The 25569-nt window shown below is 55.4% G+C and carries 25 protein-coding genes; 11 read left to right on the top strand and 14 right to left on the bottom strand.

The features are described 5' to 3' along the window. The first annotated feature begins 2 nt into the window (after positions 1–2). Genes PGS10_RS13010 through nqrM form a run of 6 tightly spaced genes read left to right on the top strand, consistent with a single transcriptional unit; the run spans position 3 to position 4716 of the window. On the top strand, positions 3–1241 hold the full coding sequence (locus PGS10_RS13010) for an NADH:ubiquinone reductase (Na(+)-transporting) subunit B (RefSeq protein WP_316423073.1): 1239 nt from the start codon (positions 3–5) through the stop codon (positions 1239–1241). Further along, a complete protein-coding gene (locus tag PGS10_RS13005) occupies positions 1234–2028 on the top strand; it encodes a Na(+)-translocating NADH-quinone reductase subunit C (RefSeq protein WP_015704472.1) in 795 nt (264 codons plus the stop codon). Before PGS10_RS13010 ends, PGS10_RS13005 begins: the two co-directional genes overlap by 8 nt. Then, positions 2021–2659 (top strand): NADH:ubiquinone reductase (Na(+)-transporting) subunit D, encoded by a 639-nt coding sequence (locus tag PGS10_RS13000; protein WP_002889716.1) that lies wholly within the window; start codon positions 2021–2023, stop codon positions 2657–2659. The genes PGS10_RS13005 and PGS10_RS13000 overlap by 8 nt, the downstream gene beginning before the upstream one ends. Before the next feature lie 6 nt (positions 2660–2665). Then, positions 2666–3262 carry an NADH:ubiquinone reductase (Na(+)-transporting) subunit E gene (gene nqrE / locus PGS10_RS12995; RefSeq protein WP_015368115.1) on the top strand — a complete coding sequence of 199 codons (597 nt, stop codon included), beginning with the start codon at positions 2666–2668 and terminating at the stop codon, positions 3260–3262. 12 nt (positions 3263–3274) lie between these two features. Further along, positions 3275–4498: an NADH:ubiquinone reductase (Na(+)-transporting) subunit F gene (gene nqrF / locus PGS10_RS12990; RefSeq protein ID WP_316423072.1), complete on the top strand. Its 1224-nt coding sequence runs from the start codon at positions 3275–3277 to the stop codon at positions 4496–4498. A 2-nt stretch (positions 4499–4500) separates the two neighbouring features. Beyond that, positions 4501–4716 carry a (Na+)-NQR maturation NqrM gene (gene nqrM, locus PGS10_RS12985; protein ID WP_015368113.1) on the top strand — a complete coding sequence of 72 codons (216 nt, stop codon included), beginning with the start codon at positions 4501–4503 and terminating at the stop codon, positions 4714–4716. A gap of 55 nt (positions 4717–4771) precedes the next feature. On the opposite strand, the gene PGS10_RS12980 is transcribed toward nqrM, so the two are convergent. After that, positions 4772–5632, bottom strand: a complete 861-nt coding sequence (locus PGS10_RS12980) for a glycerophosphodiester phosphodiesterase family protein (protein WP_316423071.1) — start codon at positions 5630–5632, stop codon at positions 4772–4774. Positions 5633–5790: 158 nt separating this feature from the next. Here PGS10_RS12980 and dinB point away from each other — a divergent pair, with 158 nt between their 5' ends. Then, the gene (gene dinB / locus PGS10_RS12975; RefSeq protein ID WP_015704475.1) at positions 5791–6846 is read left to right on the top strand and encodes a DNA polymerase IV; all 1056 of its coding nucleotides are present in this window, start codon (positions 5791–5793) and stop codon (positions 6844–6846) included. A 2-nt stretch (positions 6847–6848) separates the two neighbouring features. Further along, positions 6849–7310: a GNAT family N-acetyltransferase gene (locus PGS10_RS12970; protein ID WP_045391137.1), complete on the top strand. Its 462-nt coding sequence runs from the start codon at positions 6849–6851 to the stop codon at positions 7308–7310. A gap of 317 nt (positions 7311–7627) precedes the next feature. On the opposite strand, the gene pepD is transcribed toward PGS10_RS12970, so the two are convergent. Further along, positions 7628–9085, bottom strand: coding sequence for a cytosol nonspecific dipeptidase (pepD, locus tag PGS10_RS12965; protein ID WP_015368040.1), 1458 nt, complete (start codon positions 9083–9085; stop codon positions 7628–7630). A gap of 257 nt (positions 9086–9342) precedes the next feature. On the opposite strand from pepD, the gene gpt reads away from it, so the two are divergent. From gpt to crl, 3 genes are all read left to right on the top strand, one after another. Continuing rightward, entirely contained in the window at positions 9343–9801 is a 459-nt protein-coding gene (gene gpt / locus PGS10_RS12960; protein WP_002889733.1) for a xanthine phosphoribosyltransferase, read from the top strand. Positions 9802–9908: 107 nt separating this feature from the next. Beyond that, positions 9909–11153 (top strand): esterase FrsA, encoded by a 1245-nt coding sequence (frsA, locus tag PGS10_RS12955; RefSeq protein WP_049059873.1) that lies wholly within the window; start codon positions 9909–9911, stop codon positions 11151–11153. Positions 11154–11210: 57 nt separating this feature from the next. Continuing rightward, the gene (crl, locus tag PGS10_RS12950; protein ID WP_045380819.1) at positions 11211–11609 is read left to right on the top strand and encodes a sigma factor-binding protein Crl; all 399 of its coding nucleotides are present in this window, start codon (positions 11211–11213) and stop codon (positions 11607–11609) included. 87 nt (positions 11610–11696) lie between these two features. On the opposite strand, the gene PGS10_RS12945 is transcribed toward crl, so the two are convergent. Genes PGS10_RS12945 through PGS10_RS12890 form a run of 12 tightly spaced genes read right to left on the bottom strand, consistent with a single transcriptional unit; the run spans position 11697 to position 25303 of the window. Beyond that, the gene (locus tag PGS10_RS12945; protein ID WP_045391132.1) at positions 11697–12218 is read right to left on the bottom strand and encodes a serine acetyltransferase; all 522 of its coding nucleotides are present in this window, start codon (positions 12216–12218) and stop codon (positions 11697–11699) included. A gap of 11 nt (positions 12219–12229) precedes the next feature. Next, on the bottom strand, positions 12230–13645 hold the full coding sequence (locus tag PGS10_RS12940) for a DUF4832 domain-containing protein (RefSeq protein ID WP_316423070.1): 1416 nt from the start codon (positions 13643–13645) through the stop codon (positions 12230–12232). A gap of 7 nt (positions 13646–13652) precedes the next feature. Continuing rightward, positions 13653–14066, bottom strand: coding sequence for a hypothetical protein (locus PGS10_RS12935; protein WP_015704480.1), 414 nt, complete (start codon positions 14064–14066; stop codon positions 13653–13655). 11 nt (positions 14067–14077) lie between these two features. Beyond that, a complete protein-coding gene (locus tag PGS10_RS12930) occupies positions 14078–15178 on the bottom strand; it encodes a glycosyltransferase family 4 protein (RefSeq protein ID WP_316423069.1) in 1101 nt (366 codons plus the stop codon). Further along, positions 15175–16389 carry a glycosyltransferase family 4 protein gene (locus tag PGS10_RS12925; RefSeq protein WP_045391124.1) on the bottom strand — a complete coding sequence of 405 codons (1215 nt, stop codon included), beginning with the start codon at positions 16387–16389 and terminating at the stop codon, positions 15175–15177. Before PGS10_RS12925 ends, PGS10_RS12930 begins: the two co-directional genes overlap by 4 nt. Beyond that, positions 16370–17395, bottom strand: a complete 1026-nt coding sequence (locus PGS10_RS12920) for a glycosyltransferase family 2 protein (RefSeq protein ID WP_045391122.1) — start codon at positions 17393–17395, stop codon at positions 16370–16372. The genes PGS10_RS12925 and PGS10_RS12920 overlap by 20 nt, the downstream gene beginning before the upstream one ends. Next, complete coding sequence (locus tag PGS10_RS12915; protein ID WP_047078700.1) at positions 17388–18770, bottom strand: hypothetical protein; 1383 nt, start codon at positions 18768–18770, stop codon at positions 17388–17390. The genes PGS10_RS12920 and PGS10_RS12915 overlap by 8 nt, the downstream gene beginning before the upstream one ends. Then, positions 18761–19978 (bottom strand): lipopolysaccharide biosynthesis protein, encoded by a 1218-nt coding sequence (locus PGS10_RS12910; RefSeq protein ID WP_045391116.1) that lies wholly within the window; start codon positions 19976–19978, stop codon positions 18761–18763. Before PGS10_RS12910 ends, PGS10_RS12915 begins: the two co-directional genes overlap by 10 nt. Positions 19979–19983: 5 nt before the next feature. Next, complete coding sequence (locus PGS10_RS12905; protein WP_316423068.1) at positions 19984–22071, bottom strand: GumC family protein; 2088 nt, start codon at positions 22069–22071, stop codon at positions 19984–19986. A 1-nt stretch (position 22072) separates the two neighbouring features. Next, positions 22073–22627 carry a polysaccharide biosynthesis/export family protein gene (locus PGS10_RS12900; RefSeq protein ID WP_047046082.1) on the bottom strand — a complete coding sequence of 185 codons (555 nt, stop codon included), beginning with the start codon at positions 22625–22627 and terminating at the stop codon, positions 22073–22075. Continuing rightward, positions 22624–23910, bottom strand: a complete 1287-nt coding sequence (locus PGS10_RS12895; protein WP_047046079.1) for an outer membrane beta-barrel protein — start codon at positions 23908–23910, stop codon at positions 22624–22626. The genes PGS10_RS12900 and PGS10_RS12895 overlap by 4 nt, the downstream gene beginning before the upstream one ends. Next, on the bottom strand, positions 23900–25303 hold the full coding sequence (locus tag PGS10_RS12890; protein ID WP_047046076.1) for an undecaprenyl-phosphate glucose phosphotransferase: 1404 nt from the start codon (positions 25301–25303) through the stop codon (positions 23900–23902). Before PGS10_RS12890 ends, PGS10_RS12895 begins: the two co-directional genes overlap by 11 nt. Positions 25304–25569 lie beyond the last annotated feature (266 nt).

The following is a 25569-nucleotide window of genomic DNA, read 5'->3' as shown; positions in this document are numbered from 1 at the left end:
AGATGGGCTTAAAGCACCTGATTGAGAAACTTGAGCCGCATTTCACGCACGGCGGCAAGTTAGCAAAATATTACCCGCTGTATGAAGCGGCGGCGACGATCTTCTACACCCCGGGTTTAGTCACCCGCGGCGCCGCGCACGTACGTGACGCCATCGACCTCAAGCGGATGATGATCCTCGTCTGGTTTGCAGTGTTCCCGGCGATGTTCTGGGGCATGTACAACGTCGGCTTGCAGACAATTCCGGCGCTGCACAAGCTATACGGCGCCGAACAGCTGCAGCAGGTCATTGCCAACAACTGGCACTATAGCATTGCCCAGTGGTTAGGGGTGAGCTTCAGCGCCGATGCCGGGTGGCTTAGCATGATGACGCTGGGGGCGGTGTTTTTCCTGCCTATCTACCTGACCGTATTCGTCGTTGGCGGTTTTTGGGAAGTACTGTTCGCGATTGTGCGCAAACATGAGATCAACGAAGGCTTTTTCGTTACCTCGATTCTCTTCGCGCTGATTGTGCCGCCAACGATGCCGCTATGGCAGGCGGCGCTGGGGATCTCCTTTGGCGTGGTGATTGCCAAAGAGATTTTCGGCGGCACCGGGCGCAATTTCCTCAACCCGGCGCTGGCGGGGCGCGCGTTCCTGTTCTTCGCCTACCCGGCGCAGATTTCCGGCGACCTGGTATGGACGGCGGCGGACGGTTTCTCCGGCGCGACGCCGCTCTCCCAGTGGGCCAGCGGCGGCGGTGAAGCGCTGGTTAACGTCGCCACCGGCATCCCGGTGAGCTGGATGGACGCCTTCCTCGGCAACATTCCCGGCTCGATTGGCGAAGTGTCGACGCTGATGATCCTCATCGGCGGCGCGTTCATTATCTTTGCCCGTATCGCTTCCTGGCGCATCGTCGCCGGGGTGATGGTCGGTATGATCGCCACCGCCACGCTGTTTAATTTCATCGGTTCTGATACCAACCCAATGTTCTCGATGCCGTGGTACTGGCATCTGGTGCTCGGCGGTTTCGCCTTCGGCATGATGTTTATGGCGACTGACCCGGTCTCGGCTTCCTTTACCGATAAAGGTAAATGGAGCTACGGCCTGCTGATTGGCGTGATGTGCGTGCTGATTCGCGTCGTCAACCCGGCCTATCCGGAAGGGATGATGCTGGCGATTCTGTTCGCCAACCTGTTTGCGCCGCTGTTCGATTACCTGGTGGTGCAGGCCAATATCAAGCGGAGGAAGTCGCGTGGCTGAGAAGAAAAGTAACGATAGCATCGGCAAAACGCTGCTGGTGGTGCTGGTGCTTTGTCTGGTGTGCTCCATTGTGGTCGCCGGTTCCGCCGTGGGCCTCAAGTCGCGTCAGCAGGAACAACGCGCGCTGGATAAACAGCGCAATATCCTGGCCGTCGCCGGCCTGATGCAGCAGGGGATGGATGCTGACGCGGTGGCGGAAACCTTCGCCGCGCGCATTACCCCTCGGCTGGTCAATCTGGCGACCGGCGAACTGCTGGATAAAGACCCGGGCAAATTTAATCAGGCCCAGGCGCTGAAAGATCCGCAGCAGAGCATCGCGCTCGACGCCAGCCAGGATCCGGCCGGGATTAAACGCCGCAGCAACCTGGCGGAGATTTACCTGGTGCGCGACGCGCAGCAGCAGATTCAGGAAGTTGTGCTGCCTATCTATGGCAACGGTCTGTGGTCCATGATGTACGCCTTCGTGGCGCTGGACGTTGATGGGCGTACGGTGAAAGGCATTACTTACTACGACCAGGGCGAAACGCCGGGGCTGGGCGGCGAGGTGGAAAACCCGAACTGGCGTCAGCAGTTTGTCGGTAAACAGGTGCTGGATGACAACGGCATGCCGTCGCTGAAGGTGGTAAAAGGCGGCGCGCGCGCAGGCGATCTCCACGCGGTTGACGGTTTATCCGGCGCCACGCTGACGTCAAACGGCGTGCAGCATAGCTTTGATTTCTGGATGGGCGAACTGGGCTTTGGTCCGTTCCTGAAAAAGGTTCGTGAGGGAGAGCTGAATAATGGCTGAACAGAGCGATATGAAAGAGGTGAAGCGCGTGCTGGTGGGGCCGCTTATCGCCAATAACCCCATCGCCCTGCAGGTGCTCGGCGTCTGCTCCGCGCTGGCGGTGACTACCAAACTGGAAACCGCCTTCGTGATGACCATTGCGGTGACGCTGGTGACGGCGTTTTCCAGCATGTTTATCTCTATGATTCGCCACCATATTCCCAATAGCGTACGTATCATCGTGCAGATGGCGATCATCGCCTCGTTGGTAATCGTGGTGGATCAGCTGCTGCGGGCTTTCGCCTATGAGACCTCTAAGCAGCTGTCGGTATTCGTCGGGCTTATCATCACGAACTGTATCGTGATGGGGCGTGCCGAAGCTTATGCCATGAAATCGCCGCCGCTGGCCAGCTTTATGGATGGTATCGGTAACGGTCTCGGTTACGGCGCGATCCTGATTATCGTCGGCTTCCTGCGCGAGCTTATCGGCAGCGGCAAGCTGTTCGGTATCACCGTACTGGAAACGGTGCAGAACGGCGGCTGGTATCAGCCGAACGGCCTGTTCCTGCTGGCGCCGAGTGCGTTCTTCATTATCGGTTTGCTGATTTGGGCCCTGCGTAGCTGGAAGCCTGAACAGCAGGAAAAGGAGTAACCGATTATGGCTCATTACATTAGCCTGTTTGTCCGCGCGGTGTTCGTTGAGAACATGGCGCTGGCCTTCTTCCTCGGGATGTGTACCTTCCTCGCGGTGTCGAAAAAGGTCTCCACCGCTTTTGGCCTCGGCGTTGCGGTCACGGTGGTGCTGGGTCTTGCTGTACCGATCAACAACCTGGTCTATAACCTGGTGCTGCGCGACGGCGCATTGATGGAAGGCGTAGACCTCAGCTTCCTTAACTTCATCACCTTTATCGGGGTAATTGCGGCGCTGGTGCAAATACTTGAGATGATCCTCGATAAGTACTTCCCGGCACTCTATAACGCGTTAGGGATCTTCCTGCCGCTTATCGCCGTTAACTGCGCCATTTTCGGCGGCGTGTCGTTTATGGTGCAGCGCGATTACAACTTCCCGGAATCGATTGTTTACGGCTTTGGTTCCGGCATCGGCTGGATGCTGGCGATTGTCGCGATGGCGGGGATCCGCGAAAAAATGAAGTACGCCAACGTGCCCGCCGGTCTGCGCGGGTTAGGGATCACCTTTATCACCACCGGACTGATGGCGCTGGGCTTTATGTCATTCTCCGGTGTGCAGCTATAAGGGCGGAAAAGTATGGAAATTATTCTTGGCGTGGTGATGTTCACGCTGATCGTGCTGGTCCTGTCGGGGCTCATCCTGGTGGCGCGCTCGAAGCTGGTGAACGCGGGCGACGTGGTTATTGAAATCAATAACGAAGCGGATAAACAGATCCGCACGCCGGCGGGCGACAAACTGCTGAACACGCTCTCCAGCAACGGTATCTTCGTCTCTTCCGCCTGCGGCGGCGGCGGCTCCTGCGGCCAGTGCCGGGTGACCATCAAAGAAGGCGGCGGCGATATTTTGCCGACCGAGCTTTCGCATATCACCAAACGCGAAGCCAAAGAAGGGTGCCGCCTGGCCTGCCAGGTGGCGGTGAAGCAGAATATGAAAATTGAGCTGCCGGAAGAGATTTTCGGCGTGAAAAAATGGGAGTGCGAAGTTGTCTCTAATGATAACAAAGCGACCTTCATTAAAGAGCTCAAATTACGGGTGCCGGATGGTGAAGCGGTGCCGTTCCGCGCCGGCGGTTATATTCAGATCGAATGCCCGTCGCATAAAGTGGCCTATGCCGACTTTGATATTCCCGATGAATATCGCTCAGACTGGGACAAGTTCAACCTGTTCCGCTATGTCTCTGAGGTGAAAGAGCCGACCCTGCGCGCCTACTCGATGGCTAACTATCCGGAAGAGGAGGGCATCATTATGCTCAACGTGCGTATCGCCACGCCGCCGCCGAAGGTTCCGGATGCGCCGCCGGGGATAATGTCGTCCTATATCTGGTCGCTGAAGCCTGGCGATAAGGTGACGATTTCCGGGCCGTTTGGCGAGTTCTTTGCCAAAGAGACCGACGCCGAGATGGTGTTTATCGGCGGCGGCGCGGGCATGGCGCCGATGCGTTCGCACATCTTTGACCAGCTTAAGCGCCTGCACAGCACGCGTAAAATCAGCTTCTGGTACGGCGCGCGTTCGCTGCGCGAAATGTTCTATGACGATGAGTTTGAACAGCTGGCGCGCGAAAACCCCAATTTTACCTTCCACGTCGCGCTCTCCGATCCGCTGCCGGAAGATAACTGGACCGGGCATACGGGCTTTATCCATAATGTTCTGTATGAAAACTATCTGCGCGACCATCCGGCGCCGGAAGATTGCGAGTTCTATATGTGCGGGCCGCCGGTGATGAACGCCGCGGTGATTAAAATGCTCAAAGACCTGGGCGTCGAAGATGAGAACATCATGCTCGACGACTTTGGAGGCTGATGATGTGGACGGTATTTGTCGCGACCTTTGTGATTTTTGCGCTGGTGATCCTCGGCATGTCCCTGGGCTACCTGGTGAAGCGTAAGAGTATTCAAGGCAGCTGCGGCGGGATCTCCTCGCTGGGGCTGGAGAAAGTCTGCGACTGTCCGGAACCGTGCGACGCGCGTAAGAAACGTCTCGCCCGCGAGGCGCAGCGCCAGCAGCAGCGCATTCTCTAATGCGCCGACGGCGCTACGCTTGCGTTTTCAGGCCGCTTTCGCGGCCTTTTTTATCTTACTGCCAGTTTTTCGCCTGCGCCGGAGAGTCCACCATCACGCCGTCGGCGCCCAGCTCTTTCGCCGTACGATAATCTTCCGCGCTATTGATACCGAAGAAAATGATGTGGGCCGGACCCTGCGAGCGGAAGCAATCCATCGCCTCTTTATCCCAGGTGAGCGTCGCCGGAGAAACGCCTTCACCAAGGGTAAACTTCTCGACTACCTCCACCTTGCGCTTCAGTTCCAACCCGTACCACTTATCGCCATCGCGCTGGCTGTCTTGCTGACACTGGTGGCTGAGCGAAACGTTTGCAAGCCTGGTTCGGGTTTCGCTGCGGCTAACAAAGCGTGGGATTGGTTGCGGCAGAGCGGCGATATAGCGGTCTTCGGTGGAATAAACCCGCACCCGCTCGAGGCTATGGGTGTTTTTTAACACCTCCAGCAGGCGTTCGCCCATCACCGTTGGATCGGCATCCGGTGATTTTATATCGATGTAGAAGAAGGTCTGCGGCCACTGCTGCAGCACGCTTTGTAAGGTCGGGATCGTGGCCTGCTTGCCGCGCCACGGATGGCTGTCATCGCCCCATTTCCAGCCAGCATCGACTTTCGCCAGCTCGGCGGCGGTTAAGCTTGAGACCTTGCCCTCGGCGTTGGTCAGGGCGGAGAGATCGCTTGAGCGATAGAGCACCGGTACGCCGTCGCGGCTTAGCTGTACCGTGACCCAGATGGCCTGCGCGTGGTTTTCCAGCGCCAGTTTGATGGCCGGTAGGGTATTTTCCGGCGCATCGCCGGTACCGCCGCGGTGGGCAATCAACTGCGGGTTGGCAAAAGCGCTGCCGGTCGCCAGCAGGCAGAGTACCGTGAGTATTTTCTTCATGATTGTATCTTCCTGATTCATTATTTAAATGTATGAAAATAAACGTGATTTGTTTCACTTTTATGTTGTAACAGCTTTTTTGGCGGTTGAATTAAAAAAAGATAAAATTTGCGCGTAGTTTTGCTATGCTGTATGGGTATACAGTGTTGGGCAAGGCGATGCGTAAAATTATCCATGTCGATATGGACTGCTTCTTCGCAGCGGTGGAAATGCGTGACAACCCGGCGTTGCGCGATATCCCCATTGCCATTGGCGGCAGTCGGGTACAGCGTGGCGTGATTAGTACCGCGAACTATCCTGCGCGTAAGTTTGGCGTGCGCAGCGCGATGCCGACGGCGACGGCGCTTAAACTGTGTCCGCACCTCACGCTGCTGCCGGGGCGCTTTGATGCCTACAAAGAAGCCTCGAACCACATCCGCGAAATTTTCTCCCGCTATACCTCGTTAATCGAGCCGCTGTCGCTGGATGAAGCCTACCTTGACGTGAGCGACAGCGTACACTGCCACGGCTCTGCCACGCTGATGGCCCAGGAGATCCGCCAGACCATCGAGCGTGAACTGAATCTCACCGCTTCGGCTGGCGTGGCGCCGGTAAAATTCCTCGCGAAAATTGCCTCAGATATGAACAAGCCGAATGGCCAGTTCGTCATTGCCCCGCACCAGGTGGCGGAATTTGTGCGGTCTCTGCCGCTGGCGAAAATCCCCGGCGTCGGGAAGGTGTCGGCGGCGAAGCTGGAAAATATGGGGCTGCGTACCTGTGGCGACGTGCAGAACAGCGATCTGGCGATGCTGCTTAAACGCTTTGGTAAGTTTGGCCGTATCCTGTGGGAGCGCAGCCATGGCATTGACGAGCGCGAAATCCATAACGATCGTCAGCGCAAATCGGTCGGCGTCGAGCGCACTCTGGCGGAAGATATTCACGAGTGGTCAGACTGCGAAGCGATTATCGAAAATCTCTATCCCGAGCTGGAACGTCGTCTGGCGAAGGTAAAACCGGATCTACTGATCGCGCGTCAGGGCATTAAACTGAAGTTTAACGATTTTCAGCTCACTACTCAGGAGCACGTCTGGCCGCGGTTAAACAAAGAGGATTTAATCGCGACCGCGCGCAACGCCTGGCTCGAACGTCGGGGCAGCCGCGGCGTGCGGCTGGTGGGGTTACACGTGACGCTGCTCGACCCACAGCTCGAACGACAACTGGTGCTTGGACTATAACGATGTTAACGATCAGGGCGTATTCAGAAGATGATTTTCCGGCGCTGTGCGCCATTTTTTTGCGCGCTGTGAGAGAGACCGCCAGCCGGGATTATTCTCCCGCGCAAATTGCCGCCTGGGCGCAGGTTGATGAATCCCGCTGGCGGCAGAAACTTGCCGATTCGCAAGTGCTGGTGGCGGTTATTGATAATCAGCCGGTTGGATTTATCACCGCCGTTAATGATTATATCGACCTTTTATTCGTCTCGCCGGATTATGCCCGTCGTGGAATCGGTCATGCGCTCATCGGCGCGGTCTGCGCCAGCCATCCGGGAAAGGTACTGTCGGTCGATGCGAGCATAACGGCACGATCCAGTTTTCTTCGTCAGGGATTTCGTGTCGTCGCTGAGCAGCGAGTAGAATCGCGTGGTGAGTGGTTCACCAACTATCGAATGGAAAAACGCGGTTCGGGGAAGGCTGAATAGATACTGTTATCGGTTTGCGGCTGTTTTAGCTTGAGAAAAGCTTTCATCTCATAACGCTGAGAGTCTGTTGTGGTCCAGTCGCCGGCAGGGATTTTCCCGGAGGCGGCGCATTGCGCCTTGTCCGGGCTACCAAACTGCACATTACTGTAGCCCCGGTAAGCGGTAGCGCCACCGGGGATTTTGAGGCTGCGTGGTGAACAAATTAACGGTAGGCCGGATAAGGCGTTAGCCACCACCAGACAATATCCGGCCTACCGTACAGGTCATCACCGGGGCCCGGAGGAACAACCGGCGGCATCACGCCGCCGGTGCATGGCTTACTTCGCCGGAATCGCTTTCAGCAGTTCGGTCAGCAGCGTCCAGTACTGGCCGACGCTCTCGATATGAACCTGCTCATCCGGGGAGTGCGGGCCGGTAATGGTGGGGCCGATGGAGACCATGTCCATATCCGGATACGGTTTTTTGAACAGACCGCATTCCAGACCAGCGTGGATAATCTGGATGTTCGGCGTCTTGTTGAATAGACGCTGATAGGTCTCGCGCACCAGGTGCATAACCGGAGAGTTGGCATCCGGCTGCCAGCCTGGGTAAGCGCCTTTGGCTTCGGTTTTCGCCCCGGCCAGTTTGCCCAGTGAATCCAGCATGCTGACAACATAGTCTTTACCGCTATCGATCAGCGAGCGAATCAGGCAGTGGATCTGCACGTTGTCGTCGGTCATGGTGACGACGCCGACGTTCAGCGAAGTTTCAACCACGCCTTTCGCGACGTCGGAGTTGCGGATCACGCCGTTCGGCGTCGCGTTCAGCAGGCGCACGAAACCGTCGCGGGAAGCTTGAGTCAGCGCCGCTTTATCGTTCGCGACCGCTTCCAGCAGGACGACCAGATTCTTCTCTTTGGCCGCCAGTTCGTTTTTCAGGATATCCTGGTAAGTATTCACCAGCGCTTTCAGCGCATCCGCTTTGTCCGCGGCGACGGCGACGGTCGCGAAGGCTTCACGCGGGATAGCGTTACGCAGCGTACCGCCGTTGAAATCGACCAGACGCAGATCCAGTTCATCGGCATGGCCCGCCAGGAAGCGCGCCAGCAGCTTGTTAGCGTTGCCCAGGCCGACGTGGATTTCACCGCCGGAGTGGCCGCCTTTTAAGCCTTTCAGGGTCAGTTTAAAGCTCTGGAAACCGGCAGGAATCGCTTCGCGAGTCAGCGCCAGGTTAGAGGTGAAATCGATACCGCCGGCGCAACCCATGTAGATTTCGCCTTCTTCTTCCGAATCGGTATTGATCAGGATATCCGCCTGCAGCCAGTTGGCCTGCAGACCGAACGCGCCATCCATGCCGGCTTCTTCGGTCATGGTCAGCAGCACTTCCAGCGGGCCGTGGGCAACGCTATCGTCGGCCAGCACCGCCAGCGCGGAGGCCATACCGATGCCGTTATCCGCGCCCAGGGTGGTGCCGCGCGCTTTGACCCACTCGCCGTCGATGTACGGCTGGATCGGGTCTTTGGTGAAATCGTGGACGGTATCGTTATTTTTCTGCGGCACCATATCGAGGTGCGCCTGCAGAACCACCGGCTTGCGGTTTTCCATACCGGCGGTCGCGCCTTTACGAATCAGAATGTTGCCAACCTGGTCGCGTTCCGCGTGTAAGCCTTTTTCTTTTGCCCAACCCATGATGTGCTCGGCGAGCTGTTCTTCGTGATAGGACGGGTGCGGGATGGAGCAAATTTTGGCAAAAATATCCCAAAGCGGTTGCGGGGATAATTGAGACAATTCAGACACGATGAGTCTCCTTACAGTCACCTGCAAAAGTCGTTTACAGGTCGAGGGTTAGCAATAAGATTCACTACAAGCTCGGGCTTGCGCGATGTGGTTGAGAATACCACTTTCCGCGCGCTCTGCTAGTGTAAAGCACGCAAAAAGCGTTGCCGGAGGCGCTTAATACTGGTTTTTAGTGCGTCAGGTCTCTATAATCTCGCGCAACCATTTTCCCCCTCGAACAATATTTAAGCCGTTATACACAGGCTGGGACAATTCACATGAGCGAAAAATACGTCGTCACCTGGGACATGTTGCAGATTCACGCCCGCAAACTGGCAAGCCGTCTGCTGCCGGTTGAACAATGGAAAGGCATCATTGCCGTTAGCCGTGGCGGTCTGGTACCGGGAGCTTTACTGGCGCGTGAACTGGGTATTCGTCATGTTGATACCGTATGTATCTCTAGCTACGATCACGACAACCAGCGCGAACTGAAAGTACTGAAGCGCGCTGAAGGCGATGGCGAAGGTTTCATCGTTATTGATGACCTGGTCGATACCGGCGGCACCGCCGTCGCTATTCGCGAAATGTATCCTAAAGCGCACTTTGTCACCATTTTCGCCAAGCCGGCTGGCCGTCCGCTGGTTGATGATTATGTGGTTGATATCCCGCAGGATACCTGGATTGAACAGCCGTGGGATATGGGCGTCGTCTTCGTCCCGCCAATCGCTGGCCGTTAATTCCCGCCAATAGTGAATAATTACCACGCCCGGTTATGCCGGGCGTGGTTTTTTTTACCCTGACGCAGGTTACAATAGCGAAAGCAGCAACATGATGGAGGCGGCACATGTCACAGGCTAACCTTAGCGAAACGTTGTTTAAACCCCGATTCAAATACCCGGAAACCTCAACGCTGGTCCGTCGGTTTTCCTCCGGCCAGCATCAGGGCATGCAGACCGCGCTGAGCGGTAATCACGTCGATCACTGGTATCGCTTAATCAATCGCCTGATGTGGATCTGGCGCGGCGTTTCGCCGCAGGAGATATGGGATGTCCAGGCGCGTATCGTGATGAGCGACGCCGAGCGTTCCGACCCGGAGCTCTACGATACGGTGATCGGCTATCGCGGCGGCAACTGGGTGTATGAGTGGACTAAACAAGCGATGATGTGGCAGCAAAAGGCGACCCAGGAAACCGATCCTCTGGTGAGCGGTCGCCACTGGCTGCACGCCTCCAACCTCTATAGCATCGCCGCCTACCCGCATATCAAGGGCGATGGATTAGCCGATCAGGCGCAGACGCTGGCCAATCGCGCCTATGAAGAGGCGGCGCAACGCCTGCCGGGCGAGCTGCGTGAACTGGAGTTCGCTATCCCCGGCGGCGCCCCGGTGACGGGCTTCCTGCATATGCCGAAAGGCGAAGGCCCGTTCCCGACGGTGCTGATGTGCGGCGGTCTGGATTCGCTGCAAACCGATTATTACAGCCTGTATGAGAAGTATTTTGCCCCGCTGGGTATCGCCATGCTGACGCTGGACATGCCGTCCATCGGTTTCTCAACCAAGTGGACGCTGAGCCAGGACACCAGCATGCTGCATCAGTACGTGCTGCAGCATCTGCAGAATGTACCCTGGGTTGATCATACCCGGGTGGCGGCATTTGGTTTCCGCTTCGGCGCCAATATTGCGGTTCGTCTGGGGTATCTGGAATCGCAGCGACTGAAGGCGGTGGCCTGTCTGGGGCCGGTGGTGCATAACCTGCTGGTGGATCCGCAGCTGATGGCGCGGGTGCCGGAGATGTTCCTCGATGTGCTGGCATCGCGTCTTGGTATGCACGATGCTTCCGACGAAGCGCTGCGTGTCGAACTTAACCGTTATTCATTAAAAACTCAGGGCTTGCTGGGCCGCCGTTGCCCTACGCCGATGCTCTCCGGCTACTGGAAAGACGATCCCTTTAGCCCCGAAGAGGAGTCGCGGTTAATCACCTCGTCTTCGTCGGATGGGAAGCTGCTTGAGGTACCGTTTAAGCCGGTTTACCGTAATTTCGATCACGCATTGCGTCAGATTGCCCGCTGGATCAATCATAGATTTGGTTAATATATTGCTAAATTTTATTGGTTTGGTAAAACAGTTGCATCACTAAAGGAGATCGCAATGACGTTACCGAGTGGACACCTGAAAAGTAAGCTGATTAAAAAATTCACGGCGCTAGGCCCCTATATCCGTGAAGGGCAGTGTGAAGAGAACCGCTTTTTTTTCGACTGCCTGGCAGTTTGCGTCAACGTTAAACCAGCGCCGGAGAAGCGGGAATTCTGGGGCTGGTGGATGGAAATGGAAGCACAGGAATCTCGTTTCACTTATAGCTACCAGTTCGGCCTGTTTGATAAAGAGGGCAACTGGCAAGCGGTCGCCATCGACGATCCTGAGGTTCGCGAAAGACTCGAAAAAACGCTGCGTGAGTTCCACGAGCGCGCCGCGGCGCTGCTGACGACGTTCAATCTGAAACTCGAACCGGCTGACGATTTCAGCGAACCGGTTCGCCTGCGCGCGTAAGCTCTACTTTTGGCATCCGCTTTCTGCTGTGGGAAGCGGATGACCGCCAACGATCATTCTGGTCATCAGGTCACGGCGCTTCAGCCGTTATTCCTGCGCTTCGCGATGAGTTGACAACACCCGGAACGGCTGGCCGACCACTACCTGACCGGCGGCCAGATCTTTCGTCACCACGGTCCCCGCGCCAATTTTAACATTATCACCCAACGTCACCGGGCCGATGACCACCACGTGGGCGCCGAACTCGACGTTATTGCCAATTACCGGGCTTGCCCCTTCGCGGCCTTCGCTATCCGTCAGGCTGCCGATGGTGGCCCCCTGACGCAGAATACAGTTTTCACCGATGACGGTGCCGCGGTTGAGAACAATGCAGTGCGGATGATATAGCTTCAACCCGTAGCCGATCCGCGTCTGCCAGGGGAGTTCGACGCAAAACAGACACTCGTTAATCAGTTTATTGAGAATAACGAATGGAATGCCGAGCAGCTTGTAAAACGGGTTGCGGCTGCGATACAGCGTCGCGAGGCGATAGAGCAGAATCGCGATTTTCGCCTTCATACTGCCGGTATGTTTGATCTCTCGGCGGACCTGACTGATGGCATTAGGCATGAATTCTCCGTTTACTTAAGGGAAAAGGTGGTCAGTTGATACCAGCCGTCGGCGGTTTTGCCCTGGTTGGCCAGCAGCAGCCGCGGCTTGCCCTGGGCATCGGTGATGGCGGTCTGCAGCGCGTAATCGCCGGCGGGCAGCGAGGCGGGTAGCGTCAGAGTGACAGTGCTTTGCATTTCCCCCGGCAGCCAGCGGCGCACGTCATCCTGGGTTTTTACCTGGGTAACCGTGGCGCCGGTGGCGTTGACCACCCGCCATTGTACCGGGTAGAACAGGTAGGCCGGGGCGACGCCATCATTACGCCAGGTAACACTGACCGCTAACGGCTTACCAGCCTTAACCGGCGTTTCGAAGGCGAGTTTGTTGACCCGGAAACGGTAGCCGATTCGCAGTAAGGCTTTATCGACAATATCGCGGTATTCCGTCGGAATCGGTCGCGATTTCAGATTCAGGCTGCTGGCGTGTTGCTGCAGCGCCCAGTCGAAGGTGGCCTGCACCTCTTCACGCGTGTAGTGCTGTACGCTCTGCCATTCGCTCATATAGCCGCAGATCTCAAGGCTGACGGGCGCCCGTTTCCAGCTATCGACAAACCCCGGCGCCGCGGCCTGAGCGGCGGCCAGACGCTGCGGATAATCATCGCGCATATGGCTCCACTCGCTGGAGAAGTTATGCCAGTCGCCCCAGCAGTCCGCCCGCCAGCCCGCGCCGCGGCGGCTGGCCCAGGCCAGCGAATCGCCGCCGCTAATCAGCATGACTTTCGGCGTTTTCGGGAAGCTATCGAAATGCATATCAACATAGCGATTGAGCTGCTCCGGCGTGTACTTCTCCATTAACGGCGGAATCTCGCTAAAGTTGGAGTTGTGCCATTCGCCCCAGGAGCCGACCATGCCGATATCGATAAAGGCCAGTTCCGGATTGCCGTCATAGCGCTGACCGAGGGCATTCAGCAGTTTCTGCGCATAGGCGATAAAAGTTGGATCGCTGAGATCCGGCACGAAGGTTTTGCCGTCGGCGACCCACTGTCCTTTGATCCCTTTGGCGATCAGCCAGTCGGGGATTTTCGATCCCGTTTGCGGATCGTCAAGCGCCATCACCCTCAGGCCGACGTTCATGGCTGGCTGATGGTTGGCGGCGACGCTAAAGGCGTTATCGATCGGGGCGAAATTGTAGACCCCTTCCTGTGGTTCCAGCTCGCTCCAGTAGAAGCGATCGTACTCAAAACCCGTATCGGGATACTCGGCGCGGGTTGGTTTTTCACCATAGCCATCATGAAAGCTGGCGACGCCGATGCCCGGATTGGTGAGCAGACCGTCGAATGGGGGCGGGGTGATGACCGTGGTTTGCGCGCCAACGGACGCTGACGCCAGCGTGCTGGCCAGCAGCAGGGCGCGAAACAGAGGAGCGCTACGCAAAGATGATATCGCCATACTCAATTCACTTTGTCATGTGGTCATGAAGATTAACAAACCACGTCCAGATACCGACGTGGAAATTTTTAAATACATCAATGCCTAATGCTGATTTCAGCATATAGAGCGCCAGCAGGATCGACAGCAGGGCGAATACCACGCCAAGCGTAATCAGCAGAGTCGCGAAGATGCGTCCGAATAGGGTGCTTTCACGCGAAACTTTGCGTAGATCCCGACCAAAAAGAAACACCACAAAATAGCGGCGATGCAGGAACGGAAAGCTGTGGCGAAAATCGATGCGATGGCGTGACGCCAGGTTGGCGCGCACCAGCGCCTGCTCGATTCCCCGTTTCTGCTCCGCGGTTAATGAGGTTTCTACCTCCTGGTCAAGCGCGGCATAAAAGCGCTCGACCACCAGTTCAGCTGTAGATTTCGGCACGAGTAACCTGCTTACGTTAAGCGCTGATAGACTTGCGCGGTTTGCGCGGCAATTTCCGGCCAGCGGTACTTCGGCATAAACTCACCATAATCCGCTTTTTCTCCTGCGACCCACTGCTGCAGTTTCTGCGTCAGGGCCGGAACGTTGCCGACGGGAAAGTAGTCCGCTGGCGGCAGACCAATTTCAAGGTTGGCCGGAATGTCGCTGACCACCACCGGCAGCGACCACGACATGGCTTCCAGCAGCGCGATTGGTAATCCTTCATGATAAGAGGGCAGCACGAATAGCCCGGCCTGCGAGAACAGCGTATGCAGCGGCGCGCCGCTGATAAAGCCGGTGAGGATGACGTTTGGCGTGGCGGCCGCCTGTTGCTTCAGGCGCTCGCTATATTCATCGGCGTGGTCGGCATCGCCAATGAGCACCAGCGGTACCGAACACCCGGCGACGGCATAGGCGGCAACGAGATCGTGCAGTCCTTTCTCTTCGACAAAACGGGCCACGGCAACGATATACTGGCCCGGTTTTAAACCGTATTTATCGAGGATCTCCGCCTGCCGATCCGCGGGCGGCAGTTCGACCTGGCGTACGCCGTTGTAGATAACGTGGGCGTTATGTCGTCCATGCTCGTGCTTAATCAGATTATTGATGACCTCGGAAATGACGATCACTTCATTGGCGTATTTCACCGCCCATTTTTCGCCAAGGCGCAGCATCTCTTTGGCCATCTTGCCCCATTTCTGCCGATCGTAATCCGGGCCGTGATGGGTAAAGACGACGCGTTTTCCCAACAGACGCAGCAACGGCACCACCAGGCCGGGGCCAACGGCGTGAACGTGAACCACGTTGGAGCCGTCGAATAAGGTACTGAACGCCGCCAGCGTCGAGTGAATAATAGCCTCGAATTTACGGCTTTTCGGCGCCCACAGGCTCTTGAGTTTAACGCCCTGATATTCGCTGCGGCGGTAGTTCACATACGGCGAGCGGGCGATCACGCAGACTTCCGCACTGCCCTGGCGATAGATTTCCGGGTATAAATTCTGGCAGTGCGTTTCGACGCCGCCCTGCACATCGGGGATCCCGCGAGTGCCTAATACCGTGACGTTGATGGTCATTTTTTCTCCCCGACAAGTTGCTGATAAAGCGCCTGCAGCACCTGCATGTGGCGGGCGAGATCGTATTTTTCTTCCAGCCGCCGGCGGGCGTTAATTCCCATATTGCGGGCCAGCTCAGGGTCTGCAGCCAGTTTGTCCATCAGTTGCGCCAGCGCGTCGCTATTGCCGGGTTCAACCAGATAGCCGTCGACGCCGTCACGGATCTGTTCCGGGATACCGCCAATATTGCCGCCGATCACCGGGCGGCCAAAAGCCATGGCTTCGAGCACCGACATGGAGCAGTTTTCATAATATTCAGAGGGGACGACTACCGCGCGGGCCCCGCGAATAAGGTTATTCAGCTCCTCGCCGTGTTTCATATAGCCGAGGAACTGCGGGCCGCTGAAACGCGCGCGCAGGTCTGCGCCCAATGGGCCGTCGCCGACAATCTTAAGCGGCATCGCCTCCCGCATTTTTTGCTGCGCCTGCGCCAGCGTCGGCACGCCTTTTTCCCGGCTCAGGCGGCCAATATAGAGAAAATAGTCGCCTGCGGTGTCGCCGGGCACGGTGCTGTCGGCATCGATACCGTTGACGATCACTTCAATGCGGGCGTCGGGCAGCTTACGCAGCAGGGTCTGGCGCATAAACTCGCTCGGGGCGATGATACAGTCGAGCATGGCGTAATTCCTGGCGAACTTCTGCCAGTAGGCTTCCAGCGACAGTAGCAGGCTTTTAAAAGTATCGCCCTGCTGGCAGCGGTGACGAAAGGCGTTGATCACCGACCCGGTGAGACACTCTTCGCAGACATGACCATCTCGCAGCATGGTGTAGGAAGGACAGACGATTTTGTAATCGTGGGCGGTGAGTACCGTTTTGCAGCCAAAGCGTTTCGCCACGCCGATAACGGCAGGCGTAAGCTGATGATAAATATTATGAAAATGAACAATATCCGGCCGCTCACGCAACAAAAGCGTGTTGAGCTTCGCGCAGGCCTCGGCATTATAAATAAAGTCCACCCCGGCTTTGATTTTGCTCATCAGGCCGTGACTGTCGTGATAATCGACGTTATGGACGAAAAATTCCTCCCACGGCGACGGTTTATTTTCCGCGTGCTGCATGCTGAAGTCGACCACCTGGTAGCCGGCTTGCAGCATCGCGTCGCGCTCCTGAAAATAAACGGTTTCCGCGCCGCCTTTGATAAAGAAGAATTTGTTAACGAAGAGAATTTTCATTTTCAGTATCAATATGCTGTGGATTCGAGACGGTCACCGCCGGGCGTTTCATCGGATCGCGCACGGAATTAATCACCCCGCGCAGCAGCCCCGCTGAAAATAGCGATAAGTTAATGGCACTCTGCACGCCATCGCGCAGCGATTTATTTTTGATGGCCTTCAGAGCGATAAACGCCAGCAGCGGCAGCAGGGCAATGGCGATAACCTTGCCATTGAAGGTCAGCAGGCAGATCAGTAAGACCAGAAGATAGAGGGTGAAGATCAGCTCATTACGTACAATCCGCAGCGCCGCCGGGAAATGGGCTTTACCCCAGCAGTTTCGGAGCAACTCGCCCGGCGCCCACAGGAAACCGTTTTTCCAACGGTAGGCCAGCATTTTAAAGGTCGGCATGGTGTAAGAGGCGTGGCTAAAGTAGGGCGCCGCCAGGCGATGCAGCTTGTAACCTGCGGCCTGTAAACGAATGCCCAGCTCCGCTTCTTCGTAGCCGTGCAGGTTGAGGTTGGTCAGATAGCCGATTTTCTCGATCGCTTCACGACGATACAGGCCGCCTCCGCCCAGATGATCGGTGTCGCCCTGCGGATAGATCAGATGCAGGCGCTGCTTGCGCGATTTGAACTCGTAGTTCGAGGCATCATCCATCTCGACGCTGCCGGCGACTCCGGCGTACTCCGGATGCGTCTCCAGGAATTCGACCGCGGTATCGAGAAAACCCGGCTCCAGCTCCATATCGCCATCCAGCAGCAGCAGATAATCGCCTTCGCTATAGAGCCAGCCCAGCTGGTGGCCGATACCGCAGCAGCGGTCGGCGGCGTTATCCAGGCACACCACCATCGCGCCTTTCGCGATAGCCAGTTCGCGGGTGTTATCCGTTGATAAGCTGTCGGCGACGATGATTTGATGCGGGTACGGTTGCAGCTGTTTGCGCACGCTATCGATGGTTTTTTCGATGCCCTGCGCTTCATTCAGAGTCTTGATGCTGACGGTAATTGATGGCGTTTTATTCATAGTGGGTACCGGAGTTAAGACGGACAGCGCGGTGGATGACAATCAGCGCCCCGAGGGCTAACCATAATAAAAACTGTAGCATGGGAATGATCATCAGGATCTGGCTGTACGGCAGGCTGAGCAGACAGCCGATGACAAAAACGTAGAACGCCGGCGCCGAGCTAAGGAGTTGCAGATCCTCAAGCTTGAGATCGTGGCGCGAAAAGGTCTCTTTCGGCCGCATGGCGACCAGGATGGAGGCGATGGTGCCAATGAACAGAATGATGCCGATAATCCCCACTTCCCACAGCAGCATGCTTAAAGCGGTGGAGTCGAGGATCAGGTGATACCAGGCGCCGATATAGCCCGGCGAGACGGTACTGCCGCTGTTGGTGGCGTTAAGGCCGTAACCAAACAGCATGCCGCCCGGGCCGAACAGTTCGTTATGCTGCAGCCAGAAGAAGAGGGTGGTAAAACGCCCCAGTTCGCCGCTTGGCATAATGTAGTTAGTATCAAAAATATAGCCCAGCGAATCGATAAATACCGATAGCGCGCTTTTGGTCGGGTCGCCGCCGAAGGCTGAGGAATAGTTAGAAGCCAGCACGGTAATGGCGACAAAAATTAATAGCGCCATGCCGGCGGCGATGATCAGCAGCGATCGCAGGCTAACTTTACTTACGCCGCTTACGTAGCCGGGCAGGATCCACAGCAGGGCCAGCAGGAACGGCGACAGCAGAATGACGAATTTTACTTCCCCCACCACGCAGAGGAAGAAACCCAGCGCGATGTGGAACACCAGCGATTTAAATGAGCAGATGCCGTGCTTAAACTCCGATACTTTCATGAGCATGATCAGCAGACAGAACATCCCCATCGCCGCGGTGTTGCCGCCGCCCATCGGGTCGCCGCCGAAAGTGCCGACCACCGAGTCCCATTTCTCATCTTCGCCGCGAAACGCCACCCGTTTAGGCACCACGAAAATCACCTGATAGATAGCGACCGGGATCTGCACATAGTAGATCCAGTAGAAAAGCCGCGTCAGACGATACAGTTGTGATTCACTAAACATCCCCAGCAGCATGCAAAACATCAGTAGCGACAGCGCCAGCTCGTTTTTAAAGCCGACGATGGCGGTGACGACCCCTGACTGCAGTACCGTTGAGACCAGCCCGAGTACGATAAAGGTCAGATACAGCGCCAGTATTAGCTTTTCCCGCCCGGTGAGCGCCAACGGCTGCGGGCGGCTCTGCATCAGGAGCAGCACCGCCATCACCAGCACCAGAAAAAATGGCAGCCACAGCACGGCCGCGATACCGGTGAAATACTGGACCGTACCGCAGAACACCAGCGTCATCAGGGCATAGGCTTCGAGATAGCGGCCGGTGTTTAGCTGCATATTTTCTGCTCCTGCAGCGAAAGCGTTTTCGCCCGCTGATTCATTTTGAGCAAAATGAATAAGTAACGCGCGAAGGTCAGGAACGAGAAGGCCAGCAGGGCGATTTCATAACTGACGCCAAAGTACGGTAAGGCGATGAAGGCGATGACGATAATCAGCAACTGCTCAATCTGAATACGCAGGAAGTAGCGTCGGGAGCCGAAGATCAGTTCGATCACCGTCAGCGGGCTGACCGCCAGCGCGGCGAACAGATAAGGCAGCATGTAGCGCGAGGTGGGGATCGAATTCAGCCACTCCTCGCTAAAGCCCAGGCGCATCACCAGCGGATAGAAAATCCAGATACCAAGGATGCACACCGCGGCGGCGCCCAGTAGCAGCAGGCGAACCTTTTTATATTCCGGATAGTTAAAGGTGTGGTTGCGAAAATCCATCGACCATTTAGAAAAGATGGAGTTGCGCACGGCGTTACCGATAATCATCACCGGCGACAGGCAGAAACGGCTGACCACCGAAAAGTAGCCGGCGACCAGCGGCGAGAACCAGATGTTAATCAGCATCGTCGGCAGGTTATTACTGGCCATCGCCAGCACCTCGGCGCTGCCGACGCGGCTAATATGCTGCCAGTGCTCGCGTAAAAAACGCAGATTCGTGGCAATCGAAAAGTGGCGCAGCGTTAAGCTTTTGAAGTTAAACAGGCGAATCAGGCAGGCGATCAATAGCAGCAGGATCCCGACCATCCACGCCAGATAAAACAGCGTTGGGTTGGGCATCACCAGCAGCGCAATGGCCACTACCAGCGACACCGCAATGCGCTGGAAAGTCAGGAAAGGATAGTTGCCGCCGCGCAGGGAAAGGTTTTCCGCCACCAGCACCAGCGCATAGCCAAAAGTCAGCAAATAGAGAAACGCAATGTTAAGTTCGAAGATAAGCCCGGTAATGACCGCCCAGGGGAGGGCCATCACCAGGCTCTGCAGCAGGCAGAACACCACGTTTTGCCCAAGCTCGTGATCCTCCTGACGGGGGATTAGCAACTGCGAGGCAAAGGTACAAACCTGCGCGCCGATCAGCACATTGCTGTAGATCATCGCGTAATGGCCGACCTCGGCCATACCGTAGCGATGAGAGATAAGCCAGACCGAAAAGGCGCCTATCAGCTGCGAAAGCACCGATGAACTGGCGATGGATGAAATACTCTTAATCAGATTCATAGGCGCTATTTCGGAGCAATGAGTTCGCGCATCTGGCGCTCAAGCAGGCGTTTACCTTCCTGCGTTTCCAGATGTTCTTCGCGCACCTGGTTGAGCACGTTTGCCACCCGGCTATTGCCCGCGCTCTGCAGACGTTGTTCCGCTTTACGGATCCGCGGAGCCAGCTCGCCGGCCTTCACCACCAGCAGAGTCATATCGCTTTGTGCCGCCAGCAGCAGACTATCCTGCGCCTGATTGAGCGCCGGAGCGTCGATGATTAGCGTATCGTAAGTCTGATGCAACGTTGCCAGCAGCGCCGGCAGGCGTTCAGAGGTGAGCAACAGCAGCGAAGAGTCGCTGAGTTTGCCGCGAGGCATAAAGTCCAGCCGATCATCCAGTTTGACGACGGACTGCTCCGGCAAGCACTCGCCGTTCAACAGTTGGCTGAAGCCCGCTGTATGCAGAGGAAATTTCGCCGATAATCCCTGAGTGGCCAGGTAGTCGAGGTCAATCAGCAGCGTTTTACGCGATTTGCTGGCTGAGCAGGCCAGCAGTTCGGCAATAAACGAACTGCCGGAACGGGATTGCACCGAAGTCACCAGGATGGTGGCGGGTTTATCGCGCTGATTGAGCAACGCCAGCCGTAGGCTGTGGATCATATCGGCGTAGAGCACGTTATGGAAAATCTGCTGCGCGTTTTCCAGATGCGTCAGGAGCGGAAATTCGCCGCTGGCCTCGAGGGCGGTTTTCGCTTTGAGCTCGCTGAGGCTATTCACCGTTTTATCCAGCGCGGTACTGACGATCAGGTACATGATATACAGCGCCAGCGCCATCAGGGTAATCATCACGATCAACAGGCCGCGCTGGGGTTTAGACGGACGGTCCGGCGGCACGGCGGCGTCGTAAATGACTTCATCCGCTACCGAGAAGGTCTCCGATAATTTCTGCTCGTTAGCGCGCTGGTACAGCGACTTATAAAGCTCTTCGGTTTTATTCAGCGCGGTGGTCATGGTGTTGTACTGGTCGCGCTTGGCGCCGAGCGCCTGGAAATCAGCCTTCTGATCGTTGAGCATTTTTTGGTATTGCTGCTCATCGTCGAGGGCAATTTGATACTGCTGGCGCAGGCCGTTAAACAGCTCGCCCAGCACCTGGCCAAGCTGGGCATTGACCGCCTGCAGCTGCGCCTGAGCCTGCAGATATTTCGGATGCTGCGGGCCGTAGTGTTTGGCCGCTTCGGAAAGATTGCGCCGCGTCTGGATGAGCGCAATGCGTAAATCCTGCACCTGCGGATGGCCAGAGATTTCCGGCAGCGAGATAATCTGTTCTACCGGTTTACCCTGCTGGCGACGGACCTTGTCCCATACCGTCTGCGCTTTCAGACGACGCTGGGTGGCGTCGGCCAGATGGTTAATCACAATCCCCAGCCGCTCGGTCTCATAACCATCCATGCTGCGGAAGGTTAGTAATCCGTTCTGCTTGAGGAAGTTATCGATGTCCGCCTTCTGCTGATCCATTTTGGTTTTCAGGTCGTCCATCATTTTTTCGTTCCAGCCCTGCGCCTGAAGCAAGGTATTTTGCTTCTGCTGCAGGCTGTAATCGATGAAGGCCTGGGCGACGCCGTTGGCGATATCGGCGGCTTTCTGCGGTGATTTCGCTTCCATCGATACGGCAACCAACTGGGTGGTGCGCACGCCGGAAATGGTCAGGTTTTTTTGCAGCGCCTGAATGGCATTATTGATGCGCGCGGCTTCATCAAGATTATCGCCGCCGTTAAATTCGCTATCTTGCTCCAGCTTTAATTTACGCACCGCGGCATCGAGCACTACTCGTGACCCCATTAACGCATACTTGGTCTCGTAGTAATCGCTGCGCGTGGAGTCGTAATTTTCCAGCCGCGGTAGAGGAGAGACGTCCTGCGACTGCGCTTTGAACAGCACGGTAGCGGTCGCCGTGTAGCTGGAAGACATAAAGCGCGTCAGAATAAATGACGCCACGGCGGCGACAATCACCACCGCCAGGCACCAGATAAGCTTGTGCTTAATTTTGTTGAAATAAGGCGTGAAGTCGATAAAGCCTTCTTTCTTTTTCGCGTTTTCGACCAGTGAAATTGCCATATCAGAAGAAACTCATGCCAATAATGATGGTATCTCCTGCCTGCACGGAGGAGTCGGCGGCGACATTATCCAGCAGCCTTCCGCCGCGGGCCTGTCGAATTTGAATATCATGACGGTCGGCACGGTCGGTAAAACCGCCGGCCAGGGCGATGGCTTTTTCCGCCGTTAAACCCGGCTCCCAGGCATATCCATCCGGTTTTTTCACTTCACCGAGCAGATAAACTTTGCGGTATTCGGCGATGCTCACCGTGACCATCGGCGCCTGTAGGTAGTTACCGCGCAGTTTATCGGCGATTTCATTACTCACCTGTTCAGGCGTTTTGCCTTTTAACAGCAGCGATCCGATATAGGGGTAATCAATGCTGCCGCTATTATCGATTTTTACCCGCATCGTCAGATCCTGCTCCCCCGAGACCGCGATATTCACTTCATCGCCCTGGTCCAAAAGGTAGACGGCGTCCGGCGGCGTTTTAATGGTCTGCGGCGGCGTCGAACAGCCCGCCAGCAGTAGCGCCAGCAGTGGAAGCATCGCCAGGGTCCTGTTTAAAAAGGTCATAGTTGTACCTGCGTCATAAAAATAATGGCCGAATCGTCGTAGCCCAGGGTGCGGTCAACCGCATGCGAGTAGTCCGGGCCAATATAAAAAGTGTCCGTATCTTTATTTGAGTGCATGGTGTTCCATTGCAGCTTCAGCTTAAAGTTAACCGATGGTCGGAAATCATAGTTAAAGGTCAGCGACAGCAGATTGGACTTATCTTTGCGCTTATTACTCTGATGCTTATAGTCTTCGGTGATATATGAATAATCGACCAGAGTTGAGAAACGATCCACCAGCCAGTGATGTTCATAGCCGACGCCGAAATTCGACACCAGGATATAGCCGCCGGAGTCGGTGGGGTCTTTGATGCGCTGGGAGCTGTGTAGATTAACTTTCATTTGCTCCAGCGGTTTCCAGTCGGCGTTGATATCCCAGTTCAGGCCGTTAAAACCCTGCGAGTCCGGGTTATGGATAAAGTCTTTGTAGAGCCAGGCGACGTTACCGTTAATCTCCGTTTTACCCGACAGGCGATTCTTCATGCCGACTAGCAGATAATACTCATTGCTGTCTTTTAACGGGTTCAGCTCGTAGCGGCGCTGGTTGGTGATAAAGCTATAGCGATAGCGCAGCGTTTTGGCTTTCTGGTCGAACAGTTCGGCCACCAGGCTGTTTTCATGCCACTCCTGATCGTGCATGTAATAGTTAAAGTCATCGCTGGCGTCTTTGATGCTGTCGAGGTTGCGAAAGCGCAATTGTTTATGCAGTAGCGCGACTTCAACTTTACCGCGGCCTTCCGGCGCGCCGTAGCTGTAACGCAGCTCGCTGTTAAAGAAGCGGGTGCCGATCGGCTTGTTGATGCCAAACTCTTTAAACTGCTCGGGCAAAAAGCCTTCGGTGGTGTCGCGGCCGCGCTCTTCATGACCCAGCGTCTCATTGAGATCCAGCGACAGCCCGTGCATGCTGCCAAATCGCCATTTGCCGTTAAACATTAAAAAATGGTTGTTGCGATTATCCGCGCTATCGTTGCCATAGTTGCGGTAATCGCCGGAATACATCAACAGGTAGCGGTCTTCATAACGTTCGCCGATGGCTTTGACGATAGGTTTAATATTCTGGTAGCTGGAACTGATTTTATTTTGGTCGTAGCGCTGCCAGGTCACGTTGTCATCGTAACCGATGTCATAACCCAACTGGCTCTCGAAATCGATGCCGGCAACCCCGGTATGCGGTTTTGCCTGCAGGTCGGCGTGTGCGTAAGGCACAGACAGCAAACCGGCCAGAACGGCGAACCTAGAACGCATTTTTGCCAACAAAGCCCCGGAAGAAAGTCAAAAAGACGATTTTGAGATCGAGGAACAGCGACCACGACTGGATGTAGGCCAGATCGTACTGAATTCGCTTCTCCATTTTGTCCAGCGTGTCGGTCTCGCCGCGGAAGCCGTTAATCTGCGCAAGCCCCGTGATCCCTGGTTTAACCTTATGGCGAATCATGTAGTTCTCCACCAGCACGCGATACTGCTCGTTATGCGCCACCGCGTGCGGGCGCGGGCCGACGATCGACATCCGCCCCTGAAGCACGTTGAAAAACTGCGGCAGTTCATCCAGTGAGGTTTTACGCAAAAAAGCGCCGAATTTGGTGATGCGCGGATCGTTGCGGGTCGCCTGAGTGACCACGGCGCTATTTTCCATGACCCGCATGGTCCTGAATTTCCACACTTCTATTTGCTTGCCGTTGAGGCCATAACGATTCTGTTTAAATAAAATCGGCCCCGGCGAGGTGAGCTTGATACCAATCGCCACGAACAGCATCGCCGGCAGGCTAATTAAGGTAAAGAAAGAGCCGAGAATGATATCTTCGATACGCTTGATGATCGCCCCTTCGCCATCAAAAGGCGAAGTGAAGATACTGATAGTCTGCAGATTGCCGAACATGCGCAGCTGGGAAATATGCGAGCTGTAAGAGAATAGATCCGGTACCAGGAATACATCGACGGTCGTATCAGAGAATTCATTAAGAAACTGCTTAATACGCTGCTGTGCAACCATGGGGAGCGCGATATAAATTTCATCAACGCCGCCTGTCTTCGCCAGGGCCAGCAGATCGCGCGAGTTACCTTTTCTTTCAATACTCATCAACCGGCTATCGCGATGGTTGTTGCGGTCTTCAAAATAGCTGATGATGATACCGCGCTGTGAGTACTCTTTTTGTAAAGCCTGCTCGATGGCCAGGCCCGCGGGCGTAATACCAAGAATCGCCACCCGTAACACCGAGTTAAACAGATAATGGGCAGTGATTGCCCGCACCACGAAGACAATCAGAAATATAAATATTGAGCATTTCGCCAGACTGACGGCCAGCGGGATAAAATTAACCACTGGTTGCGTGTTAATTAACCACTCGGCAACGACGAAAAATAAAAATGAAACAATACTGCTTAGGCATACGCTTAATATGAGCGCGGCTGATTTTGCGAAATAGTGGCCTTTAAATTGCCCGGAGTACAATTGAAAATACTCATTAATTCTTATGAATACTAATGAATAGATAATTCCAACGAGCGCGGAAGCGGTAGAGGGTTCGGTGTAAAAATACTTTAAATAGATGAAAATCAAAATGTTGACGGTAAGGAAGTCCAGTAGTTTTATCAACTTGCTATAACGGGAGTGATAAATTTTTATATTGTTATCTGCCATTTTTTGCTCGTTTAAAATGAGTTATTTAAACATCGTTATGCTATTGTTTTTAACTAACTGGAAAGCCTGATAATCATTCACATTTGCAATAAGTGGTTATCAATCATCATTGTAGACTATGAGTTGAGTAGTGTCGACAAATCTCAGTTTAAAAATAAAACTGCTTTTTAATGTTCTTTATGAGACTTATTTAAGCGGCAGAGAAAAGTATTACTACCGAAGTATTATGTGTTGTTGAGCGTAAAAGCAGAGAGAAATGCAGGGTG

Origin of the sequence: Klebsiella sp. 141153, assembly GCF_032601995.1 — a bacterium.
GTDB lineage: Bacteria > Pseudomonadota > Gammaproteobacteria > Enterobacterales > Enterobacteriaceae > Klebsiella > Klebsiella aerogenes.
This window is presented reverse-complemented; position numbering and strand designations above follow the sequence as displayed.

What these genes read in the sequence shown, in the direction of transcription:
- dinB (WP_015704475.1), top strand. Translation starts at nt 5,791, where the DNA reads ATGCGTAAAATTATCCATGTCGATATGGACTGCTTCTTCGCAGCGGTG.
- gpt (WP_002889733.1), top strand. Translation starts at nt 9,343, where the DNA reads ATGAGCGAAAAATACGTCGTCACCTGGGACATGTTGCAGATTCACGCC.
- PGS10_RS12905 (WP_316423068.1), bottom strand. Translation starts at nt 22,071, where the DNA reads ATGGCAATTTCACTGGTCGAAAACGCGAAAAAGAAAGAAGGCTTTATC.
- PGS10_RS13010 (WP_316423073.1), top strand. Translation starts at nt 3, where the DNA reads ATGGGCTTAAAGCACCTGATTGAGAAACTTGAGCCGCATTTCACGCAC.
- PGS10_RS13000 (WP_002889716.1), top strand. Translation starts at nt 2,021, where the DNA reads ATGGCTGAACAGAGCGATATGAAAGAGGTGAAGCGCGTGCTGGTGGGG.
- crl (WP_045380819.1), top strand. Translation starts at nt 11,211, where the DNA reads ATGACGTTACCGAGTGGACACCTGAAAAGTAAGCTGATTAAAAAATTC.
- PGS10_RS12890 (WP_047046076.1), bottom strand. Translation starts at nt 25,303, where the DNA reads ATGGCAGATAACAATATAAAAATTTATCACTCCCGTTATAGCAAGTTG.
- PGS10_RS12915 (WP_047078700.1), bottom strand. Translation starts at nt 18,770, where the DNA reads ATGCAGCTAAACACCGGCCGCTATCTCGAAGCCTATGCCCTGATGACG.
- PGS10_RS12940 (WP_316423070.1), bottom strand. Translation starts at nt 13,645, where the DNA reads ATGGCGATATCATCTTTGCGTAGCGCTCCTCTGTTTCGCGCCCTGCTG.
- PGS10_RS12925 (WP_045391124.1), bottom strand. Translation starts at nt 16,389, where the DNA reads ATGAAAATTCTCTTCGTTAACAAATTCTTCTTTATCAAAGGCGGCGCG.
- frsA (WP_049059873.1), top strand. Translation starts at nt 9,909, where the DNA reads ATGTCACAGGCTAACCTTAGCGAAACGTTGTTTAAACCCCGATTCAAA.
- PGS10_RS12945 (WP_045391132.1), bottom strand. Translation starts at nt 12,218, where the DNA reads ATGCCTAATGCCATCAGTCAGGTCCGCCGAGAGATCAAACATACCGGC.
- PGS10_RS12970 (WP_045391137.1), top strand. Translation starts at nt 6,849, where the DNA reads ATGTTAACGATCAGGGCGTATTCAGAAGATGATTTTCCGGCGCTGTGC.
- PGS10_RS12910 (WP_045391116.1), bottom strand. Translation starts at nt 19,978, where the DNA reads ATGAATCTGATTAAGAGTATTTCATCCATCGCCAGTTCATCGGTGCTT.
- nqrE (WP_015368115.1), top strand. Translation starts at nt 2,666, where the DNA reads ATGGCTCATTACATTAGCCTGTTTGTCCGCGCGGTGTTCGTTGAGAAC.
- nqrM (WP_015368113.1), top strand. Translation starts at nt 4,501, where the DNA reads ATGTGGACGGTATTTGTCGCGACCTTTGTGATTTTTGCGCTGGTGATC.
- nqrF (WP_316423072.1), top strand. Translation starts at nt 3,275, where the DNA reads ATGGAAATTATTCTTGGCGTGGTGATGTTCACGCTGATCGTGCTGGTC.
- PGS10_RS12920 (WP_045391122.1), bottom strand. Translation starts at nt 17,395, where the DNA reads ATGAATAAAACGCCATCAATTACCGTCAGCATCAAGACTCTGAATGAA.
- PGS10_RS12900 (WP_047046082.1), bottom strand. Translation starts at nt 22,627, where the DNA reads ATGACCTTTTTAAACAGGACCCTGGCGATGCTTCCACTGCTGGCGCTA.
- PGS10_RS12980 (WP_316423071.1), bottom strand. Translation starts at nt 5,632, where the DNA reads ATGAAGAAAATACTCACGGTACTCTGCCTGCTGGCGACCGGCAGCGCT.
- PGS10_RS12895 (WP_047046079.1), bottom strand. Translation starts at nt 23,910, where the DNA reads ATGCGTTCTAGGTTCGCCGTTCTGGCCGGTTTGCTGTCTGTGCCTTAC.
- PGS10_RS12930 (WP_316423069.1), bottom strand. Translation starts at nt 15,178, where the DNA reads ATGACCATCAACGTCACGGTATTAGGCACTCGCGGGATCCCCGATGTG.